A 16,211-nucleotide genomic window follows, 5' to 3' on the forward strand; every position below is an offset into this window, starting at 1 on the left:
CGGCGCGGGCCGCCGACCCGGCCCGGCCGGCCGGAGCCGAGCCCAGGATCGTCCGGACCGGCTCGATGTCGCTTCAGGTGCGTCCGGGCGGCGTCGACGCGGCGGTCACCGCCGTCTCGACGGCGGCGCAGGGGCTGGGCGGCTATCTCGCCTCGCTGGACAGCGCCGGCACCCCGGGCGCCTCCGACGACGGCCAGCAGCGCGCGACCGTCACCCTGCGGGTGCCGACCAGGTCGTTCGACGACCTGCGCGGCCAGGTCGGGAAGGCCGGCGAGGTCCGGGCATCGACCGTCTCCTCACAGGACGTCACCGGCGAGTACGTGGATCTCCAGGCCCGGCTGAAGGCGCTGAGCGGTTCGCGCGACACCTACCTGGCCCTGCTGGGCAAGGCCGGCTCGATCGGGGAGGTTCTCGCCGTCCAGCAGCGGATCGACGACGTGCAGGCACGGATCGAACAGCTCGAGGGGCAGCGCCAGGTGCTGGCCGACGCCAGTGACCTCGCGACCCTCACGATACGGATCAGCGAGCGGGGAGCGGTCACGACCAGGCCGGACCCGGACGACGACGACGGCCTGACCGGGGCGCTGCGGCTGTCCTGGGACCGTTTCACCGGCGGAGTGGCCGTGATCGTCGGCCTGATCGGGCCGATCGTCCTGGTCGGGCTGCTGGCCGGGGCCGGTTTCGCCGGCTACCGCCTCCTGCGACGGGTCCGCACCCGTACCCGGACGCCCACCGCCCCGGGCACACCGACACCGTAAGCCACGACACCGTAAGCGCCAACTGCCGCAGGACAACCGACGTCACACCGAGGACGTCAGACCAGGAGACAGAAAGAAGCCGGAACCTGTGGCTCCGCAGCGTCGCCAGGCGGCGCCAACAAACAGGGGCCGGGAATACAGGGCAATCGGCGGTGTGGCAGCACGGCGCGACAACACGGGGGACGCCAGGGGCGGGTCCCGGGGCGGGAGAGACGCCCCGGAGCCCCCGGCGTGGCGACACGGGGGGGCCACGCCGGGGGCCTCGGCGACGCCGCGATGCCGTGGGGGGAGAACCTCAGCGACGCAGCGCGGCGTCCACGACCGCCTGGGCCTCGGCGAGGACCGTCTCAAGATGCTCGGGGCCGCGGAAGCTCTCCGCGTAGATCTTGTAGACGTCCTCGGTGCCGGACGGCCGGGCTGCGAACCAGGCGTTCTCGGTGACGACCTTCACCCCGCCGATCGCAGCCCCGTTGCCCGGGGCGTGCGAGAGCGCGGCGCGCACCGGCTCGCCGGCGAGTGTGCTGGCGTCGAGGTCCGCCGGGGTGAGGGAGGTCAGGATCTTCTTCTGCGCGGGGGACGCCGCCGCGTCGACCCGGCGGTAGGCGGGCGCGCCGAACCGGCCGGTCAGCTCCTCGTACAGGCGTCCCGGGTCCCGCCCGGTGACGGCGGTGATCTCCGCGGCGAGCAGGCAGGGGATCAGGCCGTCCTTGTCGGTGGTCCAGACCCGGCCGTCGCGGCGCAGGAACGACGCCCCGGCGCTCTCCTCCCCGCCGAAGCCGAGCGAGCCGTCGACCAGCCCGTCCACGAACCACTTGAAGCCGACCGGGACCTCGACGAGGCCGCGCCCGAGCCCGGCCGCCACCCGGTCGATCATGCTGGAGCTGACCAGGGTCTTGCCGACCGCCGCCGCGCCCGGCCAGTCGGCGCGGTGCGCGAACAGGTAGGAGATGGCCGCCGACAGGTAGTGGTTGGGGTTGAGCAGGCCGGCCGCCGGGGTCACGATGCCGTGCCGGTCGGCGTCGGCGTCGTTGGCCAGCGCCACGTCGAAGGAGTCCTTCAGCCGCAGCAGGGAGGCCATCGCGTACGGTGACGACGGATCCATCCGGATCTTGCCGTCCCAGTCGACGGTCATGAAGCCGAACCGCGGGTCGATGGTGGCGTTGACCACGTCCAGGTCGAGTTTGTAACGCTCGGCGATGGCCTGCCAGTAGACCAGGCTCGCCCCGCCCAGCGGGTCGACACCGATGCGCACCCCCGCGCCGCGGATGGCGTCGAGGTCGATCACGGACGGCAGGTCGTCGACGTAGGCCGAGACGTAGTCGTGCACGGTGGCCGCGGCCCGGGCCCGCTCGAGGGAGACCTGTTGGACGCCGCGCAGCCCGTCGGCGAGCAGGGCGTTCGCGCGGTCCTGGATCCAGGAGGTGATGGTCGTGTCGGCCGGCCCGCCGTTCGGCGGGTTGTACTTGAACCCGCCGTCCGCCGGGGGATTGTGCGACGGCGTGACGACGATCCCGTCCGCGGTCCCGCCCGGCCGGGTGGCGGCGGCCTGGCCGACGGCCCCGCGGCCGGTGTTGTGCGTGAGGATCGCGTGGGAGATCACCGGGGTGGGGGTGGCCTCGTCGCCGGGGGCGACGCGCACGTCCACCCCGTGCGCGGCCAGCACCGTCAGCGCGCTGTCGCGGGCCGGCGCGGACAGGGCGTGCGTGTCGATGCCGAGGAACAGCGGCCCGGCCACCCCGTGCGCGGCGCGGTGCTCGCAGATCGCCTGCGTGACCGCGACGATGTGGTCGGCGTTGAAGGAGCGTCGCAGTGACGATCCGCGGTGCCCGGACGTCCCGAACGCGACCCGCTGGGAGGCCTCGGCGGGGTCGGGATGCTCGTCGTGGTAGGCGGCCAGCAGCGCGTCCACGTCGATGAGGATGTCGGGTGGCGCGGGCCGGCCCGCGAGCGGACTGGGCGGCATCAGGCGGGCCCCCTCGGGCGGAAGAAGTGGCAGGCACGGGCAACCGGTCACGGCCAGCCCAAAATGGTTGCGACACTTCAAGCCTAGCGGGCCTGCGGCGGGGCACGGTCACGGCCGCTTCCCGGTGGCTGCCGAACTTCCCGCCGCCCCCGGCTTTCCCGCTGACCCCCGGGTTTTCCGCCGGCACCCGGGTTTTCCGCCGGCACCCGTGGTTTTCCCGCCGGCACCCGGTTGTCCCGCACGGTGCCCGCAAGCGTCGTTCCCGTGGTCTGCCGCGGGTCCGGCGCCCGTCCGTCCCGATGCGCTGTCTCCTCGCTTTCTTCGCTCGTCAGGCCCGGTGTGTGACAGCGGTCCTGACGGGCGCCGTCAGATGTGATACATCCGGCGAGATGTCGAAACCACGCCGTGCTCCGGTTACTGTCCGTTCGTGAGGCTCGGTGTGATGGGCGGGACCTTCGACCCGGTGCACAACGGCCACCTGGTGGCCGCCAGCGAGGTCGCCGCCCTGTTCGACCTGGACGAGGTGGTCTTCGTCCCCAGCGGGCAGCCGTGGCAGAAGGCCGACCGGGAGGTGTCGCCGGCCGAGGCCAGATACCTCATGACCTTTCTCGCGACGGCGGGTAACCCTCGTTTCACGGTGAGCCGGATCGACGTCGACCGCAGCGGGCCGACCTACACCATCGACACGCTGCGTGACCTGCGCCGCCAGCGCGGCGACGCCACGCTGTTCTTCATCACCGGCGCGGACGCGCTGGCGCAGATCCTCAGCTGGCGGGACGTCCAGGAGCTGTTCGGGCTGGCCCACTTCGTGGGCGTCACCCGGCCCGGCTACCAGCTCGAGCTCGACGCGAGCCTGCCGGTGGACGCCGTCAGCCTGCTGGAGGTGCCGGCACTGGCGATCTCGTCGTCCGACATCCGGGCCCGGGTCAGCCGTGGGGCACCGATCTGGTACCTCACCCCGGACGGGGTGGTGCGTTTCATCGCCAAGAGCGGCCTGTACCGGCCACACGACCCGGCCGGTCGGACCGATCCCGCCGGCCCGGCCGGCCTGACCGGTCCGGCGGGCCAGCATAGCCGGCGTGGGGCAGATCCAGGCCCGTGAAAGTGTTGTCTGTGTCAGGCTGGACAGGCAGCACGCAGGCTGGTCCGGCGCACGCCCGCGGCCCAGCCGGTCGGTCATCGACGGAAACGGAGGATGAACCGGCCGTACCAGCGCGGGTGACGGTCCCGGCCGACGATCCACCGACGACCGACCGGAGCCCGACAACCATCCAACCCGGAGAGGTGTATTCGTGACCGCATCCCCGCGAGCCGTCGAGCTCGCCCTCGAAGCGGCGCAGGCCGCGGCGGACAAGCTCGCCCGCGACATCGTCATCCTCGATGTCAGCGAGCGTCTTGCCATCACGGACTGCTTCCTCGTCGCGTCCGCGGACAACGAACGGCAGGTCAAGGCCGTCGTCGACGGGATCGAGGAGCGGCTGCGCGGCTTCGGCGCCAAGCCGGTCCGCCGCGAGGGGGAACGCGAGGGACGCTGGGTGCTGCTCGACTTCGCCGACATCGTGGTGCACGTGCAGCACGGCGAGGAGCGGACGTACTACGACCTGGAACGGCTGTGGAAGGACTGCCCACGGATCACCTTCACCGACCGTGACCTCGCCCGCCGGGTGGAAGTGGCGGCCCCCGGCGCTGGCCGCCGGTGAGGGTCCTGCTGTGGCGTCACGGCCGCACCGCCTGGAATGAGCTGGGCAGGTTCCAGGGGCAGGCCGACCCGCCGCTGGACGCCACCGGCCGGGCCCAGGCCCGGCTGGTGGCACCGGCGGTCCGCGCGCTCGCGCCGGACGTCGTGGTCTCCTCGGACCTGCTGCGCTGCCGGTCGACCGCCGCCGAGCTGGGCCTGACCGTCCAGGTGGACGCCCGGCTGCGCGAGATCGCGCTGGGGGAGTGGTCGGGCCTGACCGCGCGACAGGCCGCGGAGCGCTTCCCCGCGGAGGCGGCGGCCTGGCACCGCGGCGAGGACGTCCGCCGCGGCGGCGGCGAAACCTACGAGGAGGTCGGCGCCCGGGCGATCGCCGTCGTGGAGGATCTCCTCGCCGGCGGGCCGCCCGGCGACGACAGGCTGGTCGTGCTGGTGCTCCACGGCGGCACCGCCCGCGCCCTCATCGGCCGGCTGCTCGACGTACCGCCGTCGACGTGGTGGGCCTTCGGCCCGCTGGGGAACTGCCGATGGTCGCTGCTGCGCCGCTCCCACGGGCGGTTCCGCCTGCTCGAGCACAACAGCGGCCCCCTCGCCGCCGCCCCCCGCGAAGATCTTCGGACGCCGTCGGCAAGCCTGCCCACGCAGACCACCTCGCCCACCTCCCCCACCTCGCCCACCCCGTCCACCCTCGACGCCACGACCGCCCCCGACATCGAACCGGTACACTCGCCGAGTACCTCCTGAACGGGACCCCCCGAACGGGCACTCGGCAGGACCTGTAAGGTGTGCAGAGCAGGCAAGCGGTACGGGGGGAACGACAGGGGAGACAGGCAACAGGGCGGGTAGCGGTAACACATCTGGGGCTGTGGCGCAGTCTGGTAGCGCATCACACTGGCAGTGTGAGGGTCAGGGGTTCGAATCCCCTCAGCTCCACGGGCTAACTTTCCGTGCTCGCCGAACTACGTTCGGCTTCGCCGGTGGTCGCGATGTCTACCCGGGGGACGACCCCCGGACCCCCGGTGCCGGGCTTCGCCCGGCCGGGGGGGGGTAGGGCAGGGTGGGGTGGTTGGTTGGGCGGGGGAGTCAGTGGGGAGGTTCTCGTTGTGAGTGCTCCGGAAGCTGATCGTCCTCTGTATCCGCCGCTGCGTCCCCAGATCTCCGTTGAAGAGCTCTTGGCCGCCAAGGGCACCCAGCCCATTCTGTCCATCGATGATCTTGTTGCTGACACCTTCGACTCCGTCGAGGAGCTCGACGAGTTCCTCGCGTTCACCTACGCCGAGCGTAGGCGCGACGTCGCCTGAGCCGCCGTGCAGCCTGTCGTCCTTGACACCGACGTCGCCTCCCTGAGCCACAAGCGCAGGCTCACCGGGCCCGTGGCAATCCGCCTGATCGGCCGTCGGCCATTGATCACTTTCGTGACCTCTGGCGAGCTCACCAAGTGGACCGACCTGCGAGCCTGGGGCAGCCGCCGACGTCAGGAGCTCGCCGACTGGCTTTCCGGAATCCCCGTGCTGCCCGGCGACGAGGCAGTCGCTGCCACCTGGGGCAGGCTCTCCGCGGACGCCACCCGGGCAGGACAGCCCCGCCCGGTCAACGACATGTGGATCGCGGCCTGCTGCCTCACCCATAACCTGCCACTCGCCACCCTGAACCTCAAGGACTACTCCTACTTCAGGGATCACCACGGTCTACGGATTCTCGGTGAGGAATAACCGCCGTTCACCCTGGCCCGTGCGGCCGGCATGACCGCAGTCGGCGGTGGCGCGGTTCGAGGCCGGTGGCACCGTACCGACACTGCCTGTGCTGGAACGGCTCGCCGAGGCGTTCGACGCCGACCTCGACGTCCGTGTCGTCCCTCGTCCCGCGGCGTAGGAGACGTTCTGGCACGCCTGTCCGGACATGAGCCGGCGAACACAATCCCATGTGGCTTACCGACCGCCGCCGATTGAGGTATTCATTCAGCGGGTGTGCTGAGGGTTCCGGTTCGTGGCGTGGGGTGATGGCCGGTTGGCGGGTGCCTTCCGGTGTGGGATGTGGATGAGCGTGCTGCTTGGTCAGGTGGGGGCGGTGGGCCAGTCCGGGATCCAGGGCTGGCCGGTGAACGCCTGACGCAGGGTGGTCATCATGTCGTGGCCGTGTTGGGTGGCGGTGCGCAGGTAGCCGAGGATGGTGTACCGGTCCTGGGTGACGGTCTCGCTGGTGAGCCGGCCGAAGATGCTCTGCCGGGCATAGCAGACTGGGGCACCGAAGCTCCTGGTTTCCGACGTGAGGTCTCAGCAACCCGCGTCCTACCGGGAGTTTTGCCGCATCTAGCGCATTCCGGACGCACCCGGCGCGTCGACTGGCCGGCACCCGTCCGCAACCCGCGCCAGGACAGGCCGAACCCACTTAAAGATCGTTACAAAATCGACGCCCAGTCGCGTGCTATTAGGGTTTAGTGGCCCAAATCGCCCTCTTCTTAAGGGCGGTGCCCCAGGGCAGGGTGCTTCCAGGTGGAGGCCAAGAGCCAGCGAGCCGCTCGACGTCGGTGATGAGAACGTTGATGCCCCGCACCTTGGCGAGTTCATGCGCCCGCAGAGCGGCATCGCGCAGCATGGCGAGGATGGTGACCGGCTTTCCCTGACGGATGAGGGTGTCCCGAGTCTCGATCGCCAGCTTGGTCGCCTGTGTGACGGTGCTATCGCAGCCTTCGGCCGCCTCGCTCGCTGCGGCGTTGTACCGGTCGACGATGAGCTGGTCCGATACTTCACCACTCATGGTAGTCAGTCGGTAACCTTGGTTGTCTGCCGGCAGAGTGCGTGTCGCTTGTGTGTCTGATTTCTCGACAGTGATCCGATGTAGTGATTCCAGTGGGCTTTCTGCCGGTCAAGGTCTTGGGGATATGGTCCCGGTATGTGCGCTGCGACGGTTGCGGCCATGCGCAAGGGGGGAAACGTCACCCTCAGTGCCCTGGCTGACGAAATCGGTTCTGTCTCGGTCATTCTTGAGTGGGCTGCCGAGAAGGGGCATCCGCTTGACGCGGATGTGAGCGTTCTCCTGCTCGGGGACGACGGCAAGGTCCGGTCAAACGACGATTTCGTCTTCTACAACCAGCCGTCCGGGGCGGGTGGGGCGGTCCGGCTCCGTGGAAAGACCTCCAGTGTGGAGGAGAGGTACACGGCCTTCACCGACGTCGTTGAGGTCGACATGGACGACGTCCCGGACAGCGTTGAACGGGTACTGCTCGCCGCCAGCCTGGACGGCGAGGCCGGGGACGGCTTCGGGCGGCTGGAGTACCTGCGGCTGCGGCTGCTGCGCGGGTCCGACGCGACGGAGCTGCTTCGTTTCGACGTCACGGACGCTTCAACTGAGACAGCGTTCGTACTCGGAGAGGTCTACCGCCGTACCGGGCAATGGAAGTTCCGCGCGATCGGTCAGGGATACGACACCGGCCTGGCGGCACTCGTCACCGAATACGGCATCGAGGTCGATGCTGACGAGGAAGAAAGCCCGACACCCGGCCGCGCCGAGCCAGCGGCGCCCGCTGGCGCCGATTCCGCGGTCAGTGGTGGCTCCAGCGCCGTGCAAGATGCTCCCAACGATGTGGGTCCGGCAAGTGTGTCCCGCCCGCCAGCCCCGGCCAGGGAGCGGCGAACCCAGACGGTGACCACGAAGAAACGCAGGCCCGCGAGGCGGCTGTCGGCCTCGAAGGTGAGGCGGTTGGATGCCGGGGATGCGAAGGAGGCTTGGCAGTCGGCGAGGCTGTTCCCGGTGGCGGGTATCGGTGGAGCCGGGGAGCAGGAGCGGCGTGCGACCTCGGCTCTGCTCGCCGTCGTGGGATCCGTGCGCGAGTTCGGCCGCGCTCTGACGACCCGGTTCGGGGCGCCCGCCGGCCAGGTCGAGACGTTCATCGAGGTTCCATTCAGCCGGGGTGACGAGCCTTACCGGCCGGACGGGTTGATCCGGGTGACGCGGGGGCAGCGTACGTGGACGGCGCTGGTCGAGGCGAAGACCGGGACGGGGGAACTGCGCCCGGAGCAGGTCGAGGCATACCTGGACATCGCTCGGGAACAGCGATTCGATGCCGTCATCACCGTCTCCAACCTGATCACAACGGCGGACGAACGGCACCCCGTCGCGATCGACGGGAGAAAAACGAAGAAAGTCGGCATTCATCACCTTTCATGGGCAGAGATAAGATTCCGCTGCCAGCTTCTGCTCGAAAATAGCTCGGTGGCGGACGCCACTCAAGAATACATTCTCACCGAGTTCCTCCGGTACCTTGACCACCCACGTTCGGGCGCCGACAAATTCGACGACATGGGGCCTCACTGGGTGGCTGTGAGGGACAGTGTCTCGGTGGGTACGCTGCGACCGGCGGATAAAGGACTGCCTTCCGTCGCCGAACGTTTCGATCAGCTTGCCCATTATTTGTGCCTGCACCTGGGTGGGCTGCTGGGTATCGAGGTCCTCCCTCACCTGAACCGGCGGGTGGACGCGGCGCAGCGACGGCATGCATTGGCCGAGGAACTGTGCCGGAACGGTACCCTGTCCACGATGCTGCGGATCCCTGGAACGGTCGGCCCGGTGACTGTGACAGCGGACCTGCGTGTGGGCCGGGTTGGATGCTCGGTCAGCATCGACGCTCCTCGCCAAGGACGGCCGCTCACCCGAGTGAAGTGGATTATGAAGCAGCTCGCGGATGCAAACGGGAATCTACGGGTTGAATCTTTCGACCAAGGTTCGCGAGAGGCTGCCCGAGCCGATCTTCTTGCCTTGGTGCGTCAGAAGCCGGAGCTTTTAATCACTGGCTCGGCTTGTGAGATTCGGGCCTTTCGTATTTCCCTGAGTGCTCCTCTTGGTGCGAAACGTGGCGCCGGGAAAGGTACATTCGTCACATCGGTGGTGGACACACTGGAGAAATTCTACGAGGAGGTGGTACAGAACCTGCGTGAATGGCATGACTCTACCGATGCCGCCCCAGCATCGGGCAATGGTGCTGGCGCCTCAACCGAGAAAAGATAGGCCGGGTCAAACTCGGGGGCTGGTTTCGCGACGGTGGGGACGGTCATGGACGTTCGAGCCGCGGCATGCGCTCACACGTCCGTCACATGAACGGTGTGGTGTATTGCGGCAGCGCTGAAACGTCCCTGTCGCCGACCCGGAAAGACACCGATGCCTTCTTCCTCGCACAGCCGGACCCACGGTCGGGAGCCCATCGCCCCCAAGGTCCCGGAGATCACGGCGCTGTTCTGGGTCGTCAAAATTCTGACAACGGGCATGGGCGAGGCGACCTCGGACTATCTCGCGCACCTCAGCCTGGTGCTTGCGGGCGCGGTCGGCATCCTCGGCTTCACACTCGGGCTCTGGCTGCAGTTCCGGGCCCGGAGTTACTCCGCTCCCGTCTACTGGTTTGCGGTGATGATGGTCGCGGTGTTCGGCACCATGGCCGCCGACGGGCCGCCCGTCGGCCACATCGGTTCGACGGTCTTTTACGTCGTGCTCCTCGCGACCGTCTTGTACGCATGGCATCGGCGTGAGGGAACGCTGTCGATCCACAGTATCGTGACCCGCCGCCGGGAGACCTACTACTGGCTGACCGTGCTCGTGACGTTCGCGCTGGGCACCGCGCTGGGCGATCTCACCGCGGACTCGTTGCACTTCGGCTATCTGCCCTCGGCCATCCTGTTCACAGTGGTCATCCTGGTGCCAGCGGCCGCCTGGTGGCGGTTCGGCCTGAGTGAGGTCGTCGCCTTCTGGTCCGCCTATGTCGTGACCCGGCCGCTGGGCGCCTCGTTCGCAGACTGGCTCGGCAAGCCGGCCGGAAGGTCCGGCGTCGGTCTCGGTGACGGCCTGGTCGCCCTCGCCGCCCTTATTGTGATCGTCGTACTGGTCGGCTGTCTGACGGTGACGCGCGGCGGCATCCAACGCGGCGCTGTCGAGACCGTCGAGACCGTCGAGAGCGCCGCCGTCGGCGGTGGAGGCAGCAGCAACGATGATGTGAAGGCTCCGGGCCTTCCCCGGCAGGCTCGGTCGTGGTTCAGCCGGGCGGAGGTCGATTAGGGCGTGTCTGACGGATGTTTCGATCGCGCGGGCGGCGCCCACATCGACCAGCATCCATCAGACACACCCCAGCGGCCGAGTCGTCGAAGGCGCGGACACACCCTGTTCACCTTGATCCGCCGGTTGTGCCGCGGCGTCGGGGCCCAGGAACTGTCCTGACTGCTTCACCGGATCCTTGGCGGATCGGCGTCATGCTGAGTAGCTTTTGTCATAAAATTTCCCGTCGATATCCTGGGCGCGGCTCGGCGCCACACTCGGACCTCCCCAGCGTCCGGATCGGATTCGCATGCCTGAGAGCGTTGCTGGACGATCATCGCGTCGCCAGTTCCTGTCCGCCGCTGGCACGGCGTTCACGGCCGCCGGGCTGGCGGCCTGCGCCACCGGTGGGTCGAGCCCACCCGCGTCGGCGTCGGCAGGGATGTCTGCCGCCGCGGCCCGCCCCGTCAGCTCAGGGGCGGCAGCCACCGCGGCCCCTCCCGGACCTGGGCTGATGCCGGGAGGGGCCGCGACAGCGGTCGCCCACGGACCGCGGGACCGTCCCCAGGTGGCGCTGACCTTCCATCTCGGCCCGCACGAGGCGGAGCAGGATCTCTCCCTGGCGCATCGGCTGCTCACCGAGGCAGCCGAACTCTCGGTCCCGATTACCGTGTTCGCGGTCGGACGGTGGCTGGACGAGCATCGCGATCTTGCTCCCGTCATCCTGGCGGCTGGCAACGAACTGGCGAACCACACGTACTCCCACCCGGTACTGACGGCGTTGCCAGCCGACCTGGTGGCGGCGGAGATCATCGGATGCCGCGACGTCCTGGCCCGGCTGGCTCCGGGCGAGGGCCGCTATTTCCGGCCCTCGGGCACCTCCACCGCCACCCCACTGATCCTCGCCGAGGCCGGTGCCGCGGGTTACCGGACGGTCGTGGACTTCGACGTCGACCCGCTTGACTACACCTCCCCTGGAGCCGACGCCGTCGTCGCGCGGGTACGCGCCGGCGTCCGGCCCGGCTCGGTCGTGAGCATGCACTTCGGCTACCCGGGAACCGTCACCGCGTTTGCCCGCATCGTCACGAACCTGCGTACGGCAGGCCTGGTCCCGGTGTCAGTAAGCGATCTTCTCGTCTGATCCCGTGCGCCCGTGCGCCCGTGCGCCCGTGCGCCCGTGCGCCCGTGCGCCCGTGTCAGGCGTGCAGGGCTCCGGTGGCCAGCAGCACGAACAGCGCCACGCCGACGGCGACGCGGTAGGTGACGAACACGTTGAAGCTGTGCCCGGCGATGTATCTGAGCAGCCAGGCGATGGACGCGTAGGCGACGGCGAAGGACACCAGCGTGCCGACGGCGACGGACGGCACGGACACGCCGCCGCCGACGGCGTCCTTGAGCTCGTAGAGTCCGGCGCCGGTCAGCGCCGGGATGGACAGGAAGAACGACAGCCGGGTGGCCGCGACCCGGTCGAGGTCGCGGATCAGCCCGGTGGAGATGGTGGCGCCGGAACGGGAGAACCCGGGGAACAGCAGAGCGAGGATCTGCGACGATCCGACGACCATGGCGTCGGAGAGGGATATGTCGTCCTCGCCCCGTTTGTGACGTCCGAAGCCGTCGGCGAACCACATCAGCGCGCTGCCGGCGAGCAGCGAGCCGGCGACGACCCACAGTGACGCCAGTGGCCCGTCGATCAGCGGTTTGGCGGCGAGCCCCACGAGGACGACGGGGATGGTCGCGTAGATCACCCACCAGGTGAAGGTGTAGTCCGGGTTCTGCCGGGCTCGCGGGCTGGCCAGGCCGCGAGCCCAGGCGGTGGCGAAACGACGGATGTCGGCGAAGAAGTACACCAGGACGGCCGCGATCGCGCCGACCTGGATGATCGCGGTGAAGCCGACCACGGACGTGTCGTCGACGGGTATCCCCATCAGCCCTTCGGTGATCTTCAGATGTCCGGTCGAGGAGATCGGGAGGAACTCCGTGACTCCCTCGACGACACCGAGGACGGCGGCCTGCCCGACACTGATCACGCTCACGTGGTCGAAATCCTTGATGATCCAGGTGCGGCGGCATGCCCGCACGACCGAGTTGCTGGCGGTCACACGGTATGAGCTCCGCCTCGTCGCTCGTCACCTGGGCTGGTCCGCATGTGACGAGCGACAACGATAGGGCGTCGCGCATGTGAGGAGCATGTGAACGCGGGCCGCTCCGCCGCGAGGGTGGGCTGCGAGCGTGGGACGCGGGAGTGGGACGCGAGCATGGGACGCGAGCATGGGACGCGAGCATGGGACGCGAGCATGGGACGCGGGAATGGGACGCGGGAATGGGCCGCGGGAGTGAGCGCCGCGGGAGTGGGCATCGCCAGCTTGGCGATGCTCGGAGAGGGAAGCCGCTGGTCACCGGCCTCGGAGTTCGGTCCCGTGTTGGGCCGGCGACGTTCGGCTCACATCGTCTCCACATGGTGGGGCGCCTATCGTGCGGTCATGCGGGTGCTGGTGGTGGAGGACGAGACGCGGACCGCCGCGCTGCTGCGCCGGGGCCTCGTGGAGGAGGGGTTCGCCGTCGACGTCGTCTCGGACGGTGTCGACGCGGTGTGGCAGGCCTGCGAGGTGGCCTACGACGTGATCGTCCTGGATCTGATGCTGCCGGGGATCGACGGGTTCGAGGTGTGCCGGCGCCTGCGGGCGGCCGGCCGCTGGGCGCCGGTGCTGATGCTGACCGCCCGCGGCGAGGTCGCCGACCGGATTCGCGGCCTGAACATCGGCGCGGACGACTACCTGCCGAAACCGTTCAGTTTCGGGGAGCTGTTCGCCCGGTTGCGGGCGCTGATGCGGCGCGGGGCGGTGGCACGGCCGGCCGTCCTGGAGGTCGGCGGTCTGCGGCTGGATCCGGCCACGCGGACGGCGAGCCGGGACGAGGCGCCGCTGGATCTCTCACCGAAGGAGTTCGCGCTGCTGGAGTACCTGATGCGTCACCCGGGCGATGTCCTGACCCGGACCACGATCATGGAGCACGTGTGGGACTTCGCCTCTGACGCCACCTCCAACGTGGTCGACCAGTACGTCGCCTACCTGCGTCGCAAGATCGACAAGCCGTTCGGGGTGTCCCAGGTGGAGACGGTGCGCGGGGTCGGCTACCGGCTGCGGGCCGGCACCGGCCAACGGCCGGGCTGAGGCGTCGACATGCCCCTGCGGGTCCGGCTCGCGGCCGTGTTCGCGCTCGGGACGGTGTTCGTGCTCGCTGGCGTGGGGGTGCTGTTCTACCTACAGCTCCGCTCCAGTCTCCGGACCTCCCTGGACGCCGGGCTGGCCGCCCGCTCGGAAGGGCTGCGGGCGCGGCTGACCGGAGCCGACGTGCCGCTGGACGCGACGCTGGCCTCCGCCGGCCCGCTCGGCCAGCTGATCGGTGCCGATGGCCGGGTGCTCGCGGCGTCCCCACCGGCCGGGACACGGCCGCTGGTCGGCGGGGACGTCCTCGCGTCGGCCCGGTCCGGGCCGGTGCTGGTCACCGTGCGTGTCGGCGAGGAGAGTACACGGGTACGCGCCGAACCACTGACGCTCACCCCTGGCCGGCGGGTGGTGCTCCTGGTCGGCTCCCCGACGAGGATCATCGATGCCGCCGAGGACCGGGTCCGCAACGTGATGGTCCTCGCGAGCGTGCCGATGGTCGCGGTGTCCGCGCTCGCCGCGCGGCTCCTGTCCGGGGCGGCGTTGCGGCCGGTGGAACGGATGCGCCGCCAGGCCGCCGCGATGGGGGTCGCCGACACGGGCGGACGCCTCGAGGTCCCGCCGACCCGGGACGAGATCGCCGCGCTCGCCGACACCATGAACGACCTGCTGGACCGGCTGCACGCCGCACGCGCCCGGGACCGCGCCTTCGTCGCCGACGCGGGCCACGAGTTACGCACCCCCCTGACGATCCTGAAAGCCGAGCTGGAGCTCGCGTTACGGCCCGGACGGAGCATGGGCGAGCTCACCGAGGCGGTGTCCGGCGCGGCGGGCGAGACCGATCGCCTCATCCGGCTGGCCGAGGCGCTGCTCGCTCTCGCCCGCTTCGACACCGATCCCGGCCAGCTCGTCCACCGGGAGCGGGTCTGCGTGGCGGACCTGCTCCGCCACGCCGTCCGCGCGGCCACACCCGCGGCGCGCATGAAGGGAGCACGTCTGCGGCTCACGGTCGAAAGGCCGTTGCTGGCGGACGTGGACCCCGACCGGGTGCGCCAGGCCGTCGACAACCTGCTCGGTAACGCCGTCCGGCACGCGCCTCCCGAGACCGAGATCGAGGTCAGCGCCACGCTGTCACCAGAGGAGACCGTCACCGGGACCGGTCCGGCCGCTGTCCTGCTCCGGGTCCGTGACCACGGCCCGGGGTTTCCACCTGTCTTCCTGCCCCGCGCCTTCGACCGGTTCAGCCGTGCCGACGCCGCCCGGACGCGCGGCGAGGGCGGCGCTGGTCTCGGGCTCGCCATCGTCGCCGCGATCGCGGCGGCCCACGGCGGACGGGCCACCGCGGCCAACCACCCGGACGGCGGCGCGCTCGTCACCCTCGTCCTTGCCATCGATCGGCCCCTGGCCGGCTGGGACGAAACCTCGAGCGACGGACGTCCGACGCCCCCGTGTTCCGAGCTGTCAGACAGACAGGGATAACAATGGCAAAACCGGAAATCTTCACCGAAGTCGATGTCGCCGGTGGCGGCCGGCAGGTGATGAAGAAGCTACCGGAGATCACCCTGGCCTTCTGGGTCATGAAGATTGCCGCGACGACCCTCGGGGAGACCGCGGGTGACCTGTTCGCGCAGACCCTCGGGCTCGGGTACTTCCTGACGACGACAGTACTTTTTCTGATCTTCGTAATCACCCTTGTCGTGCAGCTCAGGTCCAGGCGTTACAATCCGTTCTTCTACTGGACGGTCATTCTTTCCACCAGTACGGCCGGCACCACGATGTCCGACTTCATGAACCGTGACGCCAGCACGAAGTACCTGGCCAAAGGGGCCAGTTCGCTGGGTTGGGGGCCGCAGGGCCTGGGGCTGGGATACCCCGTCGGCGCGGCGATCCTGGTCTCGTTGCTGGTCGCCATCTTCATAGTGTGGAAGATCACCGGACTGACGTTTTCAATTCGCGACATCGACACCTTCCGGGGAGAGGTCCTGTTCTGGTCGGCCATCCTTGTCTCGAACACTCTCGGGACCTCCATGGGAGACTTCCTGTCCGACAGTTCAGGGCTCGGTTATGCCGACAGCGTCCTGCTCATCGTCGGGCTGCTCGGTCTGCTGCTCGCCCTCAGACCTGCGTCCGCGGTATCGAACGTGACGCTGTTCTGGCTTGCCTTCGTGCTTACCCGCCCCCTCGGCGCCACCGCCGGTGACTTCCTCACCAAGCCGCTCGCCAAGGGCGGCCTCGACCTCGGGACTCCCGGGTCGTCGGCAGTCCTGCTCGCGGTCCTGTTCGGCCTCATGGCCCACGCCCACGTCCAGGAACGACGCAACGTCGTCGGATCCAGCTCCAGCACCGTCGTGGCGAATGTCCCCTGACGGCTGGACCCGCCATCACGGGTGGCCGACGACGGGTCCTGGACAGGACGGCCTCCGGCAGGGCGGCCCTCGGCCCGCTGGGCAGGTTCCGGGCGACAGCCACGAAAGCCGGCGTGACACTGGCGAGGTGACGTTGACACGGAGGGCCGGCACACCAGCTCGTCCGGTTTCCTGCCGTGGGCCGGCGGGGTGGCCGAGGCGACCGGCATCCATCCCGGTCGCGCTGACGGCAGCGCTCGTTTACGT

The 16,211-nt window shown here is 69.5% G+C and carries 15 protein-coding genes, 1 tRNA gene and 1 pseudogene; 14 read left to right on the top strand and 3 right to left on the bottom strand.

The window, feature by feature from the left end; genetic code table 11:
• Positions 1-758 (top strand): DUF4349 domain-containing protein (locus NBX02_RS07380; RefSeq protein WP_250290575.1); only part of this gene is annotated, 758 nt, incomplete at its 5' end.
• 295 nt (positions 759-1,053) lie between these two features.
• Here the strand turns inward: NBX02_RS07380 and pgm are convergent.
• Positions 1,054-2,721 (bottom strand): phosphoglucomutase (alpha-D-glucose-1,6-bisphosphate-dependent), encoded by a 1,668-nt coding sequence (gene pgm / locus NBX02_RS07385; protein ID WP_250290577.1) that lies wholly within the window; start codon positions 2,719-2,721, stop codon positions 1,054-1,056.
• 427 nt (positions 2,722-3,148) lie between these two features.
• Between pgm and nadD the strand changes: the two genes are divergently transcribed.
• The 7 genes and pseudogenes from nadD to NBX02_RS22990 all read left to right on the top strand — a co-directional run.
• Complete coding sequence (gene nadD, locus NBX02_RS07390; protein ID WP_445548309.1) at positions 3,149-3,823, top strand: nicotinate-nucleotide adenylyltransferase; 675 nt, start codon at positions 3,149-3,151, stop codon at positions 3,821-3,823.
• 190 nt (positions 3,824-4,013) lie between these two features.
• On the top strand, positions 4,014-4,421 hold the full coding sequence (rsfS, locus tag NBX02_RS07395; protein ID WP_250285489.1) for a ribosome silencing factor: 408 nt from the start codon (positions 4,014-4,016) through the stop codon (positions 4,419-4,421).
• Positions 4,418-5,161 (top strand): histidine phosphatase family protein, encoded by a 744-nt coding sequence (locus NBX02_RS07400; protein ID WP_250285487.1) that lies wholly within the window; start codon positions 4,418-4,420, stop codon positions 5,159-5,161. Before rsfS ends, NBX02_RS07400 begins: the two co-directional genes overlap by 4 nt.
• A 115-nt stretch (positions 5,162-5,276) precedes the next feature.
• Positions 5,277-5,350: transfer RNA gene (locus NBX02_RS07405), tRNA-Ala, on the top strand.
• Positions 5,351-5,520: 170 nt separating this feature from the next.
• Positions 5,521-5,718: a hypothetical protein gene (locus NBX02_RS07410; RefSeq protein WP_250290580.1), complete on the top strand. Its 198-nt coding sequence runs from the start codon at positions 5,521-5,523 to the stop codon at positions 5,716-5,718.
• A gap of 6 nt (positions 5,719-5,724) precedes the next feature.
• Positions 5,725-6,129, top strand: a complete 405-nt coding sequence (locus tag NBX02_RS07415) for a type II toxin-antitoxin system VapC family toxin (RefSeq protein ID WP_250290581.1) — start codon at positions 5,725-5,727, stop codon at positions 6,127-6,129.
• A 12-nt stretch (positions 6,130-6,141) separates the two neighbouring features.
• A pseudogene (locus tag NBX02_RS22990) lies at positions 6,142-6,289 on the top strand (helix-turn-helix domain-containing protein); the annotation flags it as partial.
• A 555-nt stretch (positions 6,290-6,844) separates the two neighbouring features.
• Here NBX02_RS22990 and NBX02_RS07420 read toward each other — a convergent pair.
• The gene (locus NBX02_RS07420) at positions 6,845-7,174 is read right to left on the bottom strand and encodes a hypothetical protein (RefSeq protein ID WP_250282857.1); all 330 of its coding nucleotides are present in this window, start codon (positions 7,172-7,174) and stop codon (positions 6,845-6,847) included.
• Positions 7,175-7,333: 159 nt separating this feature from the next.
• Between NBX02_RS07420 and NBX02_RS07425 the strand changes: the two genes are divergently transcribed.
• The 3 genes from NBX02_RS07425 to NBX02_RS07435 all read left to right on the top strand — a co-directional run bounded on the left by NBX02_RS07425 (position 7,334) and on the right by NBX02_RS07435 (position 11,576).
• Complete coding sequence (locus NBX02_RS07425; protein ID WP_250282859.1) at positions 7,334-9,421, top strand: TerD family protein; 2,088 nt, start codon at positions 7,334-7,336, stop codon at positions 9,419-9,421.
• Between the two features lie 150 nt (positions 9,422-9,571).
• On the top strand, positions 9,572-10,459 hold the full coding sequence (locus tag NBX02_RS07430) for a hypothetical protein (RefSeq protein WP_250290584.1): 888 nt from the start codon (positions 9,572-9,574) through the stop codon (positions 10,457-10,459).
• Positions 10,460-10,949: 490 nt separating this feature from the next.
• Positions 10,950-11,576: a polysaccharide deacetylase family protein gene (locus NBX02_RS07435; protein ID WP_250290586.1), complete on the top strand. Its 627-nt coding sequence runs from the start codon at positions 10,950-10,952 to the stop codon at positions 11,574-11,576.
• Positions 11,577-11,631: 55 nt separating this feature from the next.
• On the opposite strand, the gene NBX02_RS07440 is transcribed toward NBX02_RS07435, so the two are convergent.
• Positions 11,632-12,468: an undecaprenyl-diphosphate phosphatase gene (locus tag NBX02_RS07440; protein WP_250282896.1), complete on the bottom strand. Its 837-nt coding sequence runs from the start codon at positions 12,466-12,468 to the stop codon at positions 11,632-11,634.
• Positions 12,469-12,915: 447 nt separating this feature from the next.
• Here NBX02_RS07440 and NBX02_RS07445 point away from each other — a divergent pair, with 447 nt between their 5' ends.
• Genes NBX02_RS07445 through NBX02_RS07455 form a run of 3 tightly spaced genes read left to right on the top strand, consistent with a single transcriptional unit; the run spans position 12,916 to position 15,965 of the window.
• Positions 12,916-13,605 carry a response regulator transcription factor gene (locus tag NBX02_RS07445; protein ID WP_250282897.1) on the top strand — a complete coding sequence of 230 codons (690 nt, stop codon included), beginning with the start codon at positions 12,916-12,918 and terminating at the stop codon, positions 13,603-13,605.
• Positions 13,606-13,614: 9 nt separating this feature from the next.
• Entirely contained in the window at positions 13,615-15,078 is a 1,464-nt protein-coding gene (locus NBX02_RS07450; RefSeq protein ID WP_250282864.1) for an ATP-binding protein, read from the top strand.
• A gap of 2 nt (positions 15,079-15,080) precedes the next feature.
• The gene (locus NBX02_RS07455; protein ID WP_250282866.1) at positions 15,081-15,965 is read left to right on the top strand and encodes a COG4705 family protein; all 885 of its coding nucleotides are present in this window, start codon (positions 15,081-15,083) and stop codon (positions 15,963-15,965) included.
• Positions 15,966-16,211: the final 246 nt, after the last annotated feature.

Source organism: Protofrankia sp. CiP1_Cm_nod1, assembly GCF_920888515.1.
Classification (GTDB): Bacteria; Actinomycetota; Actinomycetes; order Frankiales; family Frankiaceae; genus Protofrankia.

Coding starts and splice junctions, on each gene's coding strand:
- NBX02_RS07455 (WP_250282866.1), top strand. CDS start 15,081: ATGGCAAAACCGGAAATCTTCACCGAAGTCGATGTCGCCGGTGGCGGC.
- NBX02_RS07420 (WP_250282857.1), bottom strand. CDS start 7,174: ATGAGTGGTGAAGTATCGGACCAGCTCATCGTCGACCGGTACAACGCC.
- NBX02_RS07425 (WP_250282859.1), top strand. CDS start 7,334: ATGCGCAAGGGGGGAAACGTCACCCTCAGTGCCCTGGCTGACGAAATC.
- NBX02_RS07445 (WP_250282897.1), top strand. CDS start 12,916: ATGCGGGTGCTGGTGGTGGAGGACGAGACGCGGACCGCCGCGCTGCTG.
- pgm (WP_250290577.1), bottom strand. CDS start 2,721: ATGCCGCCCAGTCCGCTCGCGGGCCGGCCCGCGCCACCCGACATCCTC.
- NBX02_RS07435 (WP_250290586.1), top strand. CDS start 10,950: ATGCCGGGAGGGGCCGCGACAGCGGTCGCCCACGGACCGCGGGACCGT.
- NBX02_RS07450 (WP_250282864.1), top strand. CDS start 13,615: ATGCCCCTGCGGGTCCGGCTCGCGGCCGTGTTCGCGCTCGGGACGGTG.
- NBX02_RS07430 (WP_250290584.1), top strand. CDS start 9,572: ATGCCTTCTTCCTCGCACAGCCGGACCCACGGTCGGGAGCCCATCGCC.